15 protein-coding genes and 1 riboswitch are annotated in these 15,518 nt (G+C 60.6%); of the genes, 2 read left to right on the forward strand and 13 right to left on the reverse strand.

The window, feature by feature from the left end; translation table 11 throughout:
• Nucleotides 1-226: 226 nt before the first annotated feature.
• The 13 genes from H1B27_RS08410 to H1B27_RS08470 all read right to left on the reverse strand — a co-directional run bounded on the left by H1B27_RS08410 (nt 227) and on the right by H1B27_RS08470 (nt 13,544).
• Complete coding sequence (locus H1B27_RS08410) at nt 227-1,225, reverse strand: CobW family GTP-binding protein (RefSeq protein ID WP_197965692.1); 999 nt, start codon at nt 1,223-1,225, stop codon at nt 227-229.
• A 3-nt stretch (nt 1,226-1,228) separates the two neighbouring features.
• The gene (locus tag H1B27_RS08415) at nt 1,229-1,696 is read right to left on the reverse strand and encodes a RidA family protein (RefSeq protein WP_197965693.1); all 468 of its coding nucleotides are present in this window, start codon (nt 1,694-1,696) and stop codon (nt 1,229-1,231) included.
• A 26-nt stretch (nt 1,697-1,722) separates the two neighbouring features.
• Nucleotides 1,723-2,505: a GntR family transcriptional regulator gene (locus H1B27_RS08420; RefSeq protein ID WP_246515281.1), complete on the reverse strand. Its 783-nt coding sequence runs from the start codon at nt 2,503-2,505 to the stop codon at nt 1,723-1,725.
• A gap of 220 nt (nt 2,506-2,725) precedes the next feature.
• Entirely contained in the window at nt 2,726-3,715 is a 990-nt protein-coding gene (locus H1B27_RS08425) for an isochorismatase family protein (protein ID WP_197965694.1), read from the reverse strand.
• On the reverse strand, nt 3,712-3,912 hold the full coding sequence (gene thmT / locus H1B27_RS08430) for a 2-hydroxymuconate tautomerase (RefSeq protein WP_200518423.1): 201 nt from the start codon (nt 3,910-3,912) through the stop codon (nt 3,712-3,714). The genes H1B27_RS08425 and thmT overlap by 4 nt, the downstream gene beginning before the upstream one ends.
• Complete coding sequence (locus tag H1B27_RS08435; RefSeq protein WP_246515283.1) at nt 3,912-4,535, reverse strand: resolvase; 624 nt, start codon at nt 4,533-4,535, stop codon at nt 3,912-3,914. The genes thmT and H1B27_RS08435 overlap by 1 nt, the downstream gene beginning before the upstream one ends.
• A 59-nt stretch (nt 4,536-4,594) precedes the next feature.
• Nucleotides 4,595-5,941: a dihydroorotase gene (locus H1B27_RS08440; RefSeq protein ID WP_197965697.1), complete on the reverse strand. Its 1,347-nt coding sequence runs from the start codon at nt 5,939-5,941 to the stop codon at nt 4,595-4,597.
• A complete protein-coding gene (locus tag H1B27_RS08445; protein WP_197965698.1) occupies nt 5,938-6,828 on the reverse strand; it encodes a dipicolinate synthase subunit DpsA in 891 nt (296 codons plus the stop codon). The genes H1B27_RS08440 and H1B27_RS08445 overlap by 4 nt, the downstream gene beginning before the upstream one ends.
• On the reverse strand, nt 6,825-7,913 hold the full coding sequence (locus H1B27_RS08450) for an NAD/NADP octopine/nopaline dehydrogenase family protein (protein WP_197965699.1): 1,089 nt from the start codon (nt 7,911-7,913) through the stop codon (nt 6,825-6,827). The genes H1B27_RS08445 and H1B27_RS08450 overlap by 4 nt, the downstream gene beginning before the upstream one ends.
• Nucleotides 7,914-8,043: 130 nt before the next feature.
• Nucleotides 8,044-9,309, reverse strand: coding sequence for a D-amino acid dehydrogenase (locus tag H1B27_RS08455; RefSeq protein ID WP_197965815.1), 1,266 nt, complete (start codon nt 9,307-9,309; stop codon nt 8,044-8,046).
• A 147-nt stretch (nt 9,310-9,456) separates the two neighbouring features.
• A riboswitch (glycine riboswitch) is annotated at nt 9,457-9,559 on the reverse strand.
• 51 nt (nt 9,560-9,610) lie between these two features.
• Entirely contained in the window at nt 9,611-11,050 is a 1,440-nt protein-coding gene (locus tag H1B27_RS08460; protein ID WP_197965700.1) for an amidohydrolase family protein, read from the reverse strand.
• A gap of 115 nt (nt 11,051-11,165) precedes the next feature.
• Entirely contained in the window at nt 11,166-12,308 is a 1,143-nt protein-coding gene (locus H1B27_RS08465; protein WP_246515285.1) for a M24 family metallopeptidase, read from the reverse strand.
• A gap of 75 nt (nt 12,309-12,383) precedes the next feature.
• Nucleotides 12,384-13,544: a mandelate racemase/muconate lactonizing enzyme family protein gene (locus H1B27_RS08470; RefSeq protein ID WP_197965702.1), complete on the reverse strand. Its 1,161-nt coding sequence runs from the start codon at nt 13,542-13,544 to the stop codon at nt 12,384-12,386.
• A gap of 169 nt (nt 13,545-13,713) precedes the next feature.
• Here H1B27_RS08470 and H1B27_RS08475 point away from each other — a divergent pair, with 169 nt between their 5' ends.
• Together H1B27_RS08475 and H1B27_RS08480 are read left to right on the forward strand one after the other, a co-directional pair.
• Nucleotides 13,714-14,019, forward strand: coding sequence for a hypothetical protein (locus tag H1B27_RS08475; protein ID WP_197965703.1), 306 nt, complete (start codon nt 13,714-13,716; stop codon nt 14,017-14,019).
• Nucleotides 14,020-14,230: 211 nt separating this feature from the next.
• A complete protein-coding gene (locus tag H1B27_RS08480) occupies nt 14,231-15,250 on the forward strand; it encodes a Rieske 2Fe-2S domain-containing protein (protein WP_197965704.1) in 1,020 nt (339 codons plus the stop codon).
• Nucleotides 15,251-15,518: the final 268 nt, after the last annotated feature.

Genomic DNA, 15,518 nt, shown 5'->3' on the forward strand with positions numbered 1-15,518 from the left:
AACTTTTATTTGATCTCATGATGTGATCACAGTTTTGTATTGTCAAGCGCGGAATGCGGGCTGCCCGCGACCATTTTTCATGCATCGGGTCCATTTCGGCGCCGTAAAGACGAGCACGGAAGACGGCGACGGATGACGCGCGGGTCTAAGCCGAGCGGCTCGACGCCGGCGGTGATAGAGAAAACTTACAATCGATATCGTATCGGCGCGGCTGCGCGTTCGACCGTCAGTGCTTGGCGGCGAAGATACTTGGCAGGGATTTTTCGATCGCGCTGCGCGTCAGATTGCGCGCGATGAACACCAGCCAGCCGCGAGGCGAACCTTCCGGCCATCGTGGCAAATATTCCGGCGGATACACGACGTGTTGCACACCGTGAATCACGACCGGACGCTCGTCGCCTCTGACCGGCAATAAGCCCTTTACACGGAGAATGGATTGACCGCGCGCGGCCAGCAACAATTCCAGCCACTCGACGAAAGCCGGCCATTCGACTTCACGCGTCACCTCGACCGTGAAGGTCTTGATGCCGTGGCTGTGCACTCCTCGCCCAGGCTTGTCAGAGACTGCGAGATAGTTGGGCTTCCAGTCGGCTGCATGGTTCAGGACGTCGGCCGCGGAGGGCATCGCATGCTTGCTCGAGGTCTGCGTGCGCACTGAAGGATTGACCTTGGCGACATCGAGCCCAAGCGCGTCCAATTGCCAACGCTCGACAAGATCCGACTTGGTGATGACAACGCAATCCGCTAACGCCACCTGCTGGGCCGCTTCTGTGAAATTTCGAATGCTGTTGAGGCCGCTGACGCCGTCGACGGTCGTAACGATGCTGCCGGCGCGATAGCCATGCAGCAGTTCCGGAGCGCTCATCACGGCATGTATGATAGGGGCTGGATCGGCGAGGCCGGTGGTTTCGACCACGACCTGGCGGAAGGGCGTCACCGCGCCGTCGCGGCTCATCGCCAGAAGCTCGGCCAAGGTTGACACGAGATCGTCGCGCACAGCGCAGCACAGACATCCGGACGACAGCAGGACCACATCTTCCGTGACCTCCCGCACCAGCAGGTGGTCGAGTCCTATTTCGCCGAATTCATTGATGATCACCGCAGTCTCGGCGAGATTCGGCTCGCCGAGCAGGTGTCGAAGAAATGTTGTCTTGCCGCTCCCGAGAAACCCGGTCAGCACATGAACCGGAATCCGCGTGTCGAGGGAGGGAGCGGCAGGCTGCATGGTTCAGTAGACCTCGAATATTGCGTCGACCTCGACCGGAACGTTGCGCGGCAATGAACTGCAGCCGACCGCTGCGCGGGCGTGGCGCCCCGCCTCGCCAAACACCTCCACCATCAGGTCAGACGCCCCGTTGATGACCTTTGGATGATCTTTGAAGTCCGGCTCGGCATTGACAAAACCGCCCAGCCGAACGACCCCAATCACCCTGTCGAGATTGCCGTCCAGTGCCTGCTTGAGCTGGGCGAGGATATTGATTGCACAGAGACGCGCAGCCGCTTGACCTTGCTCCACAGTGAAGTCCGAGCCGAGCTTACCCGTGTACTTGTCCTTGCCGCGCTCGCTCGGGACCTGCCCGGAAATATAGATCTGGCTGCCCAGTCTGCGCGCGGGGACGTAGTTGGCGCTTGGTGATGCGGTCTCGGGCAGGCTAATTCCGAGTTCGGCCAGTTTTTGTTCGATCTTTGCTGCCATGGCGCAGTACTCCGGATCCCAGTTCTCTAGTCCTCGAATTGCAGTTCCATTCCTTGCGCGAAGGGCAGCTCGGTCCCCTGCGAGCCGGCAATGCTGAGCAGTGCCCGGCAGGTCGTCCGGATGTCCTGGATCGTTCCGCGTTTGACCGCGGTTGAGTTGCCCTCCTTCAGCCCCGCCAGAATGTCCTCGTGATGAGACGCACTCCAGGGCTTCGAAGGGATCAGCAATGACATGTACATGGTCGGCCCGAACTGCAACCAAAGCGATTCGATCAAGAGCGTGAGCGTCTCGGATTCACTCGCCTGGTAGAGCGTGAAATGGAATTTCTGGTTGAACGAGAGGCAGTTCAGGATGTCACGCTTGGCGATCGCCTGAAGCAACTGTTTGTTGATGGACGTCAGTCCGTTAAGGAGCGCAGGTGAAGCTTTCTTGGCTGCGAGCTCAGCTGCTGTACCTTCAAGCAGTTCGCGCACTGAAAAGATATCGCTCAGCTTCTCAGGGCTCAGCCTCGGCACGCGTACGGAGCCTCCCTTGGTCTCCTCCAAGGCATTTGCTGCAACGAGTTGGCTCAGCACTTCCCGAACGGGCATAGGGCTGGTTCCGAGCCCGGCCGCCAGCTTGCGCAAGCTCATGACCTGGCCGGGAACAAAGGCCCCGACCATAAGTCCTCTGCGCATATAGCTCAGCACACGTTCGTAGATGTGCCCCCGCTGCCGCTTGCCTTCTTCGTTGCCGTTTGCGGCAACTTCCGTTTTAGCGATCCGCATCTCCCGCCTCTCTTTTTCTCTTAGGATGTCGCGACGCGCCATCCGACCTGCCTGAGGACATCGAGACCGTCCTTGACGACTTGGATGGCCTGCATCCTGTGATCTCATATCGTGATCAGTAGTAGATTTAAGAGCGGGCGGCAACCGAAGCGTGGAGCAGTGATGCCGCAAATCGGCAGCCAAGGTTGGCTCGGCCTGCCGATTGGCGCGAAGAACGTTGTCCGAAGCACCCCGCATGAGCATGCAGGGCGGCTCTCTGGAGTTAGGCGGCAGCTCCGACCTGATAGAGCTCGACCTTAGTTCCATCCGGATCGGCGATGTAGATCGTCAAGCCATAAGGCCCGTCATGCAGCTCATCATAGTAATGCACGCCAGCCTTTTTCAATTTCGCATCCAGCGCCCGCACGTCGTTGACCTCAAACGCGATGTGATCGAGCTGGCGATGGTCTGCAGCCTTGCCGTTGATGAGAGCGATGCCCTGGTGGAAAGCAACGAAGGGCCGTCCGTCAGCCAGGGGCTTGGCCGGCCTGACCGCGAATCCCAGTTGGCGGGTATAGAAGTCGACCGACTTGTCGATGTCATTGACCATGATCAACTGGTGACCATAGTTGGTGACCCTCGGCTTCACTTGCTCGGCGATCCAGTCAAGAACTTCCGACGACGGCGCTATCTCGCAGAAGTACTGCTTCCAGACCTGCTTGGCGGTAGCTTCCCAATCCGCATTGACGCCCGACACGCAATCCTCAACGGCAATCACGTCGAAGTCCCGGAGATAGGCTTCGCGGATGCTCGTCTCGACGCAAGCGTTGGTGGTTGCCCCCGTGATGAACAGGTGCTGGATGCCCAGCATCTTCAGCATCATCTCGAGCCGAGTTTCGTAGAACGCACCGAAGCGGTGCTTGCGGATCACGAAGGAAGGATTGAACTCGGCCAGCGGCTTGAGCTCGTCGACGATCTCCTCGTCCCAGCTGCCGGCAAGTGCGGATACCTGCTTGCGCCGAGCGGTATGGCCGAGCAACTTCTTCTTGGCACGATTCCTGTCGACGGCGAAGTGCTCCTGCATCGTCCAAATGACGGGAATGTCGACGTCCTGGCAGCGCTTGATCAGCCTTGCCAGCGGCGAGACAATTGAGGACAGGCGCTTCGTATCCACTCCGGAAATCCCCAGCGTGCCCTTCTCGTGGATAAAGGCATTCTGGAGATCGATGACCAGCAGCGCCGACTTGCGATAATCCAGGGCTTCAAGGCTCATTTCTTGTCCTCCACCATGTCGATACCGAGCACGCCGGCGCGGCCCCAGCTGTCCTTTGGCGTTTCATGGATCACCACATGCAGATGATCGGGCTTGCAGGCGGCCTCCTCGACCATTGCATTGGTGATAGCCTTTACTAGCCGGCGCTTCTGCTCGACTGTACGGCCTTCCCACATTTCGACGACGACAAAGGGCATCAGATTTCTCCTCCTCGTTGGGTGGGCAGCGCGCCGGATGCCCATGTGGGCACTGCGGCCGCGAAGCCCGTAACCAGATCGTTTTTTGCCCGATCGACGCCGCTGAGCAGCCACAATGGACGGCTGGCATAGTTGATCAAAACCTGCTCCTCCATGCATAGGCGATGGGCAGGATGCTGCGGGTCTCGATCGAAATGACTCGTGCCTGGGATCAGCCGGATGACGTAAATCGGCGCCGATGGGTCGAGCATCTCGAGCACATTCTGTCCGATCTCGTTCAGGCCGATCGCCATCGGTTGCGGATCAGCCTGGCCAACGGGCAACAAGACGACCGCCCCCGCCAACGGCCTTACCGGCCAATAACGACCCTCCCGCCCCTCGCGCAGGAACTCGGTATAGCTGCGCATTTCCGTGAATAGCTCGCTGTCCCACAGGATGATGTCCGGCCCCAAGATGTCGCGCGCCGCATCGACGACGCCCTGGCTCTCGCAAAGGCCGAGAAAAACCCAGGCGTCGGTGAAGCCGATCGCTTGTCCCCATGGATTGTGAATTCCAGATAACCTCTCCTGGCGCACCGTGGCCTTCCTCGCCACGATACCGGCGACCGCTTCGCTCACCGACATTGGGGCGGGCCTGAGCGACTCTCGGCCTGCCAACTCGAGTCGGTGGAAGTCCGTGCCACTCATGACGGCAGGGTCACGCATCGGCCGCGACCATAGTGGTTGTCGGCAACGGAACCGTTTTCATAGACGACCTCACCCCGGGCAACAGTCATCACCGGCCAACCCTTGAGAGTCCATCCTTCATAGATGCACGTGCCCTTCCCGGTATGCTTGACCGTGCGCTGTTCATCGAGGTCGACCAGCACGAGGTCGGCGTCGAAGCCGACATCGATATGGCCCTTGCGCGGCCAGAGCCCGAAGCGTCGAGCTGGGTTGAAGGAGTTGAGCTCGACAAGCCGGTTCAACGGCAAACCGCGCTGATGGACACCGAAATGAAGCATCAGTGACAGCTCCCAGGGAAAGCTCACCACGCCGGGGAATTCGGTCCAAAGATCTTCCAGCTTCTTGGGCAGGAACGGCACGTGATCCGTCCCAAGGCTGTAGACTGAGCCGTTCATGACGCCCTGCCAAAGGCCTTCGAGTTCGTTCCGGTCGCGCAACGGCGGCGATATCTTCGCACGCATGTCGAGATCTTCGTCGTAGCACGTGCGAGTGAGGTAGTGAGGACAGGTCTCGACCGTCACGCGCACACCACGCGCCTGGGCCTCGGCGGCGAGTACCGGTCCCATGCCGACGGAGGTATGGACCAAATGAAGCGAACAGCCGGTCTTCTCGGCAAGGAAAAGCATGCGCCGAATGGTTTCCACCTCGCACAAGGCCGGGCGGGACTCGGTGTAGGCGCCGAGATCCTGACGGCCGGTGGCCGCGATTTCCTTTTTGATCCAGGACGCGATCTGGGTGTTCTCGCAGTGCACGTTGATCACCCCGCCGGGAACCTTCGACAAGATGCGCATCGCGGCATAGACCCAGCCGTCCGTGGCCGGCACGATGCCGATCGGATTGTCAGGCTCATAACCGAAATAGCATTTGAAGGATTTGACGCCCGTCTTGGCGATGACCTCCGGGATCTCGGCGATATGTTCCTCGCGCTGGATCCCGAAATGAAAGCCGAAGTCGATAACCGAGTTTTCCTCGCCGATCGCTTTGCGCTCCGCGTAGAACGGCAGATAGGACTCCTTCAGATTGCGGATATAAAGAAGCGCCGTGGTCACGCCCCCTGAGGCCGCGGCGGCGGTCTCGGTGCGCATATCCTCGGCAAACGGAAACTTCACGCCCAAATGGCAGTGCGGGTCGATCAAGCCCGGCATCAACACCCGCCCCTCGGCGTCGATGGTGCGCTTGGCCTCGGGAAGGACTTCGTCAGCCCCGGTCAGGACGATCTTGCCGTCCTTCACCGCAACGCCGCCGTGGAATTCTCCGTCGTGGCGAACAACGCGCGCGTTCTTGATGACCAGATCCGCCTTCATTGTGCTTGCTCCAGTATTGCCTCTATGCGCCGGCTGATGCCCGTCCACTGGCTGCGGCCGACGGTGATCGGTGCACGCGCGCCCATGCCGCGGGCCCAGATGGCCTTCAGCCCAAGTTCGCCGGCAGCGTCCCGGTCGATCGTTCCGGGAGGCGCTGCGACGTCGACCAGCAGCGCGTGTTTGGGCAGCAAAGCCAGTTGATCGCGCTCGAGCAATCGTTTTGGAACGCTGCCGATAATGATGTCCATGCGATGCAGAACTGCCGGCAATTGTTCGAGCGTCAGCGCATCGGCGCCTGTTGCGTAGGCGGCTGCGCGCTGAACCGGGTTGCGTGCAGCGACATGAACATGAGCCCCAAGCCCGACCAGCGTCTTCGTCAGAAGCGAGCCGATGGTGCCTTGGCCAACCAGGCAAACGTTGGCCTTGTGGATGGTGATCTCTGTGTTTTCGATGATCACCTTCAATACGCCCTCGACGATCGCCGGCCCCCGCAGCAGCATGAGGTCGACGTCCCATTCGTACTCGTGCAGCGCTATGCCGAGCGCCTTGCAATGGGCCTTCAGATTCTCATCCGCCCATCCGAGGATAATGTTGCCGGGCCGCCTCATGCCGGCCAACATCTCGCGCGTCGGAATGATCTTTTGTGGACACTTGGGCGCGAAAAGCGCGCCTTCCGCGCTGATGCCGGGAATCGGGAACAGGGCTATGTCGGTCCCCTTCAATGCGTCGGCTGCGTCCGCAGCATGAAAGACGCCTTCGATGCCCTCATCAGGCCAGGGAAAGCCGTAGGCTCGAACGGCGGCTCCAGCGCTCACTGCGCAGCGAGCGATCTCCTGCTCGCGTGCGTCGCCGGCCACGACTGCGATAACTGTGTTCTGCCAACTCATGGAGCCCTTACCTTCTCAATGAGCTGATCCCTGGACATGCCGGTGATGCCCATCGCATCGGCAGTCCGCCCACCGATCCGATAGTCGGTTCCGACAGCGGCCTGCGCAAGGCGATAGAGCGACGCTGCGACGGGCACGTTGACGTCGGCAATCTGGGCAAACTCCAAAAAGGGAAGCAGGCCGTGACCGAAATCCTCTTTGTAATAGCGGTATTCGAGCGAATCCGGTCCCTTGATGTGGCGATTGGCCTCGCCGCCGGCGATTGCCGCGCGGTAGTCGGTCACGTCAACCACGTCATCCTCCACCGTGCCGAGCAGCTTCATCTCTTCAATCAAATTTGGCAACTCATGCCCGAACGCCCGGGCGACCGCCAAGCGCTCCTCGTCCAATTGCCGCACGACGCGGGCAACCCCGGGCGTCATGGCATCGACATAGAAAGTGAAGTTGCCACCGGTCGCCTCGACCCACGCGGCTCCCAGCACCGCCCCGGGAGGATGCAGGACCATGTTCACGTTGGAGAGGTCGGAGGCGATCACGTCCCGAACGGGCGTGAGACCCGGGTACAATTTCGACGCGACCTCCAGCGCCTCCGCTCCTCCCTTGAGAGCGGCGGCCTTCAGTTGCTTTGCCCGGCCGCTAATGGTGACACCGTCGGGACGATATTTGCGCGCGACGTAGGTAAGGGTTGAGAACTCAACCACTGGAGGCACAGCCCGCCCGGTGCGGGAATAGGTCGCGGCAAATTCCAGCGCTCCTCCGGTGTGACCGGGATTCAGCACGACCGGTTTGCTCCACGGCCAGCCGGCCGCGGCGAGTGCATTGGCTATGGCCGCGTGCGAGAAAGTCGGCAATACGACGACCGCCACGTCGACACCGAAGATGGCCGACTGGAGATCTGTCGTAATCAATGTAGGCTTCGCGACCCCTTCGCCGAGCTTACCGTCGAAGGCAACGCCGCCGAGCTTGATGTGCGGCTCAAGCGTTTCGGCCGAACGCGCCCAGAAATGGACGGAGTGGCCCGCGAGAACCAATTCCGCAACCGAAGCCGCGCCCCCCGCGCCTCCTCCGAGTACTGCAACCTTCATTCTGTTCTCCGCAGATCGAAGCGCAGCCAGCGCTGGCGAGAGATTTGATCACAGCTTATGATCACAGATGCGATTGTCAAGCGAGAGAATTATCTCTGCGCCGCATGCGACCACTGCTCGGTTGGATGGGCTACGTTGCCAGTTGGAGCCGTTCCGTGATGCCAAGCCCGAATTCATCGGCCAGGCACTCGGCAACCATCTCCGCTGTTGCAGCCGAAAGGGTCCAGCCGAGGTGGCCATGGCCGGTGTTGTAGAAAACGCCCGGCATCCTGCCCTTGCCGACCCGCGGCATCATGTTGGGCATCATCGGGCGCAGCCCGGCCCAGGGCACGACCCGGTTGGTGTCGACAGAGGGGAACAGCGCTCGCGTCCAGTCAACCAGTGGCTTGATGCGATCCTGGCGTATATCGCGGTTCAAGCCGTTGAACTCTGCCGTTCCGGCGACGCGAAAGCGCGCGGCGCCCAATCGGCTGGTAACGATTTTGGCGCCGTCATCGAGCAGGCTGACCCAAGGCGCCGCTTTCTGGCTCCGCTCGTCGTCGAGGTGCACGGTGACCGAATAGCCCTTTACAGGATAGATGTTGACGCGGTCGCCGAGCATTGCCGCGAGGTCGCGGCTTGCGGAACCGGCGCATATGACGACACTGTCAGCATCAATCTCGTCGACATGCGCACCGCCTGTAGGCGCATCACGCAAATATTGGATGCGGAAAATTCCGTCCCGCGCGATCCGCCTCACGGTGGCGTCAAAGACGAAGCGCACGCCACGCCTCTCGCATGCCTTGGCGAGACCGCAAACGAACTTGTGGATGTCGCCGGTGGAATCCGAGGGGGTGTAGAAGCCCCCGAAGAAATCGCCATGCAGCGTTGGTTCGATCGACTTCACCTCTGCGGCCGTGACTGGACGACGGTCCAGTCCCCCCTCCACGAGCATGGCATTGACCTTCAGCGCGCGTTGGAAACTCTTCTTGTCCCGATAGAAGTGAAGGATGCCGCGACGCTCGTGGTCGAAGTCAATGCTCTCGCGCTCGGCAATGGCGAAGAGATGCTTGCGTGCGGCGATGGCGAGCCGTGTGGTCTCAACGGTGTTGTCTCGATAATTCCTGATGTTGAAGATGAATTCGCCGAGCCAGGCATATTTGTGCCAGCTCGGCGCCGGATTCATGAGGAGCGGTGCATCGCGCCTCAACATCCACTTCACCCCCTTAATGATGGTCGACCAGCTATTCCAGACCTCCGCATTGCTCGCAGAAAGCTGGCCGCCATTGGCGAACGAGGTCTCCATGGCCGCATAACGCTGACGCTCGATCACCGTGACGGAATAGCCGCGGTTGAGAAGGGCATAGGCGGTGGTAACGCCGGTGATACCGGCGCCGATGACGACAACATGTGGCATTTCGTTCTCCGCGATCAAAGTTGGGAAGCGGGCCGAGGCCCGCGGCTTGTCCCCAATCTGTCGCTGTACCTGAGAGATTGACCGCGACGGCTTGGCCGGCACGGCGGTCCCCTTCGGTGGGCACTCGAAGTGCCACTCTCCAGATCGTTCAGCTGCATGGTCACTTTTGCCTGAGAGTTTCCTGGGGGTTGCTCCTTCGGCGCCGGCCAATACCGTCACGACGGCGGCCGATCTCTCCCATGCAGCCTGTTGAACGCGATAGGTTCTTCTGCCTTAGGCCTCCGTAACCAGAGCCGGCTCGTCAATTGCCGACGTCGTAAAGCGTCGTGGTCGTCTCCACGGCTTCGTCATGCAAACCAGCGCGCTCGACCGCTGCGGCAGCCAGTTGCCGCGCTTTGCGCCGAATCTCCGGCTCGTCAACGCCCTGCACCTTGCCGTCGGCATATGAGACCTTCCCATCAACCCAGGTCTGCGCGATGGAGGCTGTCGATGCCGAAAATATCAACGCCTGCAGTGGGTCGTGAAATGGCGTCCATTCGACGTGGTCCAGGTCGAAGAGGATGAAATCAGCCTTCTTGCCGATCTCCAGCGAGCCGATCTCGTCGTCCCACATCAGCGCTCTCGCGCCTTCGATGGTGGCCGCACGCAGCGCCTGCCTCGCGGTGAAGATATCCGGCTGCAAGCGCGCGTCCTTGAACATGCCGGCGACCATCAGCATTTGCCGCATCAGGTTCATATTGCCCGCGGCCGACACGCCGTCGGTGCCGAGGCCGACTTTGACGCCGGCCTTTACCATCTCCGGATACTTACCAATGGCGGTCGCGCCTTTGCCGAGCTTGAACGACGAGCACGGACAGAACGCGACGCTGGCGCCCCGTTCGGCAAGCAGGCGAACCTCGTCGTCCGAAACGGCGGCACCGTGCGCGATGACGAGATTTTGGCGAATACCGCCGGCCCGGTCGATGCGAGTGATCGGCCAGCTGCCATATTTCTTCTCGCAAACTCTCGCCTCCTCGATCGAGGTGGCGAGATGGTAAGTCGTGCCGACGCCCAGCCTCTCGGCCAGTTTCACCGCTCCAACGTGGAGTTCAAGGCTGCACGGTTCCTTGCCTTCGATATTGACCCAGCAACGGGCACGGCCGTCGAGGGCGCCGTTGTAGCGGACGACACAATCTTCGAGCACCTTGAGGGCCGCCTCGGCATTCGGGAAGAAATGATGATCAACCATTTCCTTGGTCCAGCCGCGGGGCAGCTCGGGCGGAGGATTGTCGGCAGCGTGCCGCCCGGTGATGCCGCGAATGCCGACCTTTTCCATCGCGCGAACGACGACGCCGGGATCGTACTGCGAGCCCATATCGAGAAAACAAGTGGTGCCACAACGCAGCATCTCAGTGATGCCCAGCAGTGCGCCCCAGTATTCGTCTTCTTCGGTGATGTGAGCGTAGAATGGCTTAGCCCAGTGGAATACCCAGGCCCGGGTGTTGAGATTGTCCGGGAAGACCGCGCGCGACAGCGTCTCCGAAAGATGAACGTGGCTGTCAACGAAGCCCGGGCAGACGCCGAGCATCTTGCCATCGATCACCTTGTCGAAATTTACCGTCTTTTGCCGCGCGGCCACCTCATCGGCCGGCCCGATATCTAAGATGCGGTCGTTTTCAATCGCGAGACTGGCGTTGCGCACGACCGTGTCGTTCTTGTCGACTGTGAAGGCGAAGTTCAAGTCCTTGATCAGCGTGCGCATTGCTTCTCCACCCGATACTCTGCATCACCACGCCCTGGCGGCCGAGCCGCGACGCCGGGCAATTCGAGCAATCGTCAACCCAGGCGAACAGCTCGTCCCCCCGCTTGGGCCTCCGTCAAGCGACGGCGGCCCTGCGCACCGTTCCGCTTTTCCTGGCCGTACCCACGGGAATCAGCCGGTCGGTATCAGCGTAGTCGGAAAGCAGGTCCGACCCATTGGCGGTCACCAGCAGCATATCCTTGTTCTGCATGCCGAAGCCATGGCCGGTGTCGTAGCAAAGCGGTTCGAAACCGAGCACCATGTTCTCCTCGAGCGCCGCGTCGGTGCCCGGCTTGCCCAGCACCGGCGTCAGTCCGAGATAGGGATCTTCGTGCAGATGCAGTCCAATGCCGTGGCCCACGAACGAGATCGGTGGCAGATCGAGCTTGGCGAGCTTCGCAATGAACGCATCGTAGATGCTGCGACAGCTCGCGCCCGGCTTCACTTTCTCCATGATTTCGTATTTGCATTCGACCAGATGCGCCCAGATCTTCTCGGCCATGGGCGGCGCCTCGCCGACGATCGCCGTACGGCAGACGCCGGCCTGATACCCCTCGATGACGGAGAAGATCTCCACGCGGCAGACGTCCCCGCGCTTCAGGATGCGCTCCGACGGGCCGACGTTTGGCAAGACGCTACGCTCGCCGGTGGCCACGATCATCAGCTTGAAGTGATCGGCGCCCAGCGCATAGACATTGCGGGTCAGGTGGCCGGCAATGTCCATTTCGGAATTGCCCTCGTCGACCACAGCAAGAGTGTCAGTAATGGCTTGGTCGGCAATACGGGACAGCCTGCGCAGAAGCGCAATCTCCTCCGAGGTCTTGATTTGACGAAGTCGCGCCAGGATCGGCTCGGCGCGCTCGAACTTCGCGGCCGGCATGGCCGAGAGCAGCCGGGCAAAATCACCTGCCGGCAGGTAGTCCATTTCGAGTCCGATGCGAGCCCGGGCAAGTCCGAGCCCCGCGAGCTGGTCGGCCAGCACAAGCATCGGATCGTCCGAGAATTCCGCCCAAATGCGCGTAGGTACGTCCGGCTGGCGACGTTTGATCGTCGATGCCTCCATGTCGACGCCGAACAATGCCGTGCGGCCGTCGGCAGTGACGATGGTCATCGCATGGCGGTGACGGATGAGCGGTTGCGAGGGGACCACGAACCCGGCAGTGTACGAGAAATTCTCGGGCGACGAGCAGATGATGGCATCCAGCCCATGCTGAGACATTGACTTGACTTGTTTCGCGACAATTTCCGTCCGCATGACAGCTCCCTTTTTTCCAACTTCTTTTGCCGCGCGCCCTTAATCTCGCACGCAGTACTTTTCGATTTTCTTCTGGTCGACCTCAATACCCATCCCCGGTCCGGATGGGACAACGATTGCGCCATCGACGACCTTCATCGGTTCGACGAGCAGATCGTCCTTGTAGTAGATGCCGGCAACCTGACCGTGCTGGAACTCTGCCGGCGTCGAAATCGGAATGACGCAAGACAGTGTCACGGAAGGTGAGGCTGCGGCGAGTTGGACGTTGGCGAGATTCCCGATACCAGTCTCGATCGAACCGTTGACGTTGCAGATGATGCCCGCTGCCCGGCACACCGCTCCGACCTCCATGGCCTTGTAAAGACCACCAGCCTTGGTCGTATAGATGGACACGATTTGGATGCCGCCGGACCGAACGATCTGGATCGAATCGTGCGCGTTCCAGGCCGACTCGTCGGCCATGACGGGCGCGTCGATACGGCGACCAACTTCGGCAATGCGCTCGATGCCCATGACGGGCTGCTCGACATATTTCAGTCGGTTCTTCTCCATCCGACGAACGACTTGAACGGCCTCGCCGGGCGTCTTGTAGCCTTCGTTGGCATCCACGCAGATTTCGACGGCATTGCCGGCGACCTCGCGAACGGCATCGACCATCGCAACGTCGCGATCCGGATCGACCCCGATCTTCACCTTGATGGTTCGCACCCCCTCCTGCACCAGCTTTGCGACCTCGACGCGGGCTTCATCGATCGAGATCAAGCCGATGGAATGCGTCACGGACACGCGATCGCGCGCCCTGCCACCCAGCAGGGTACTGACGGGAACGTTGAGCCACCGCCCGGCAAGGTCGTAGGCGGCGAACTCGACGGCAGCCTTGGAATAGGGGTAGCCCCTGATGATCGCGTCCATTCGCGCGTGCAGTTCGGCGATATTGCCGAGCTCGACACCGACAATCGCGGGAGCCAGATAGGTGTCGATCACGGCTCGTGCGATCAAAGCGGATTCGCCGAAATACCGGCCGAACTCGCCACCCCAGTCCTTGAGCGCCGGCGCTTCGCCCCAACCGACGCGACCGTCGCTGTCGGTCATCTTGACGATGACGTATCGGCCGATCACCTCGGTCAGACCTGCCCATTTGTGCTCTCGCCGCGTCGGCAGTTGGACAATCAATGTTTCGATGGATTTGATCGTGGGCAATGCTGCCTGCCTTATTTCGTTTCGGTTTCGCACTCGGTCTGCTATGGTCGAACAAGATCATTTAGCGTGATCACAGTTTATGATCATAAACGTCGGCAGGTCAAGTGTCGCAGCACCGGCATCACGCATAGCGTGGGCACCGAAGTCGCGCAGGTGGGAGGGGGAAAAATTGACGATCATCGAAGCAACCAACTACTTTGCCAAGCAGGGCGAGGCACCGGCGGTGCTCGAACAGCGCCGCCAGGCAACCGCGATCCGGCGCGAGCTCGGTCTGGAGCCCGGCGAAATCCTTGTCCTGCGCGAGGGAAACGGGCCTGACGTCAGGTGGGAGTGTAGATTTCCCACTCGCACCGCATACGAGGCCGATATGGCAGCTCGCGCCGGCTCTGATGCGTTTAGCCAAGCGCGCCGGGTGATGCACACGCTGGTGGACCGGTTCGAGCGACACGTCTATGAAGTGGACGAGAGCCGCTAAGAGCGCTGCGGACCACGCGCCTCAGCGTTAGCGAGGATGCCGAGCCCATTGGCGCGTCTCGATCTCCCCCCTCAGGTCGTGAACGGCCCGCTCAATCGGCGAACTATCGGAGATCCCGATAGTTGGCATTGAAAATGCCGATTTTTGAAACTGCTCTAATGGTGAGAGCTTCCTCCGACAGCCGTCCGACAGAACGGAGCAAGAGGAGCCCATGTCATTCATCCAGAACACTTGGTACGCCGCAGCATGGTCGCGTGAAATCACACGCAGCTTGCTGTCACGAACGATCGCGAACGAATGCATTGTCTTCTATCGCAAGGAAGCCGGCGATATCGCCGCTCTCACGGATAGGTGCCCGCATCGCTTTGTCCCGCTGCACCTCGGAAAGCTCAAAGGCGACATCGTCGAATGTGGCTATCATGGCCTGTGCTTCGATCCGAGCGGCGTATGTACGCTCAATCCACATGGCGATGGGGCGATCCCCAGGGCAGCCAAAGTCAAGAGCTACAAGGTGGTGGAGAAACATGACGTAGCGTGGGTCTGGCTTGGAGACGCAAGCAAGGCGGACGAGTCTTTGATCGCGGACTTCAGTGTTTTGACTAACCCGAAGTTTCGCACGGTCAGCAGCTACCTCCACGTCCAGGCAAATTATCAGCTGGTTTCCGACAACCTGCTCGATTTGAGCCATGGCCAGTATCTCCACCCGATGTTCAAGAATGCGGAGGGGCCGCCCAAATTCGAGGCCGAAAAAGAACCCCAACCCAACGAAGTTTGGGCAAAATTCTCGCGCCCCAATCAACTGCCGAACAAGTATTTTCAGATGCTGGGGTTTCCTGGGGATCAGCGAGGCGACCATCGCAACTTCATGCGATGGAACGCTCCGTCGCTCCTTCTGCTTGACGTAGGCATGACGGGCGTCAACAGACCGGTAGAAGAAGGCCTCTCAATTCCAACGTCTCACCTGCTCACTCCGGAAACTGAAACGTCGACACACTACTTCTGGGCTATGTCGCGCGATTTCCGCCAGGATGAGGATGACCTCAGCCAGGAATTGCTAAGGGCCGGCGTGGCTCTCTTCGACGATGAAGACAAGCCGGTCATCGAGGCTCAGCAGCGCATGGTGAACACCCAGGACCTGATGTCGCTCAAGCCAGTTCTTCTACAGACCGACGGCCCGGCAGTCAGGGCACGGCGCATCGTCGAGGCTCAGCTCAAAGCCGAGCAGCCGTAACGGCGTGCAATTGGCCGCCTGATCGCCGGGCAAGAGGCGGCAACGAGCGCAGGGCTTCTCAAGCTACCCAGCTCGCAGGGTCGATCGTTTCCGCTGGCAGACCGGGCGTCTGCCCCTCCCTGACTTGGCCGCCGCATCAGAACGGCGGCTTTTTTTTGCGTCCCCCAGCGCGAAAACTCGCTGACCATGGCAATGGCAAGTCGTGGAAAGGTTCGTTACAGTCGATCTGACACCTCATGATCGGTGCCGATCGCGCCATACGCCTGGC

The sequence above is a fragment of the Bradyrhizobium diversitatis genome (genome assembly GCF_016031635.1).
GTDB classification, from domain to species: domain Bacteria; phylum Pseudomonadota; class Alphaproteobacteria; order Rhizobiales; family Xanthobacteraceae; genus Bradyrhizobium; species Bradyrhizobium diversitatis.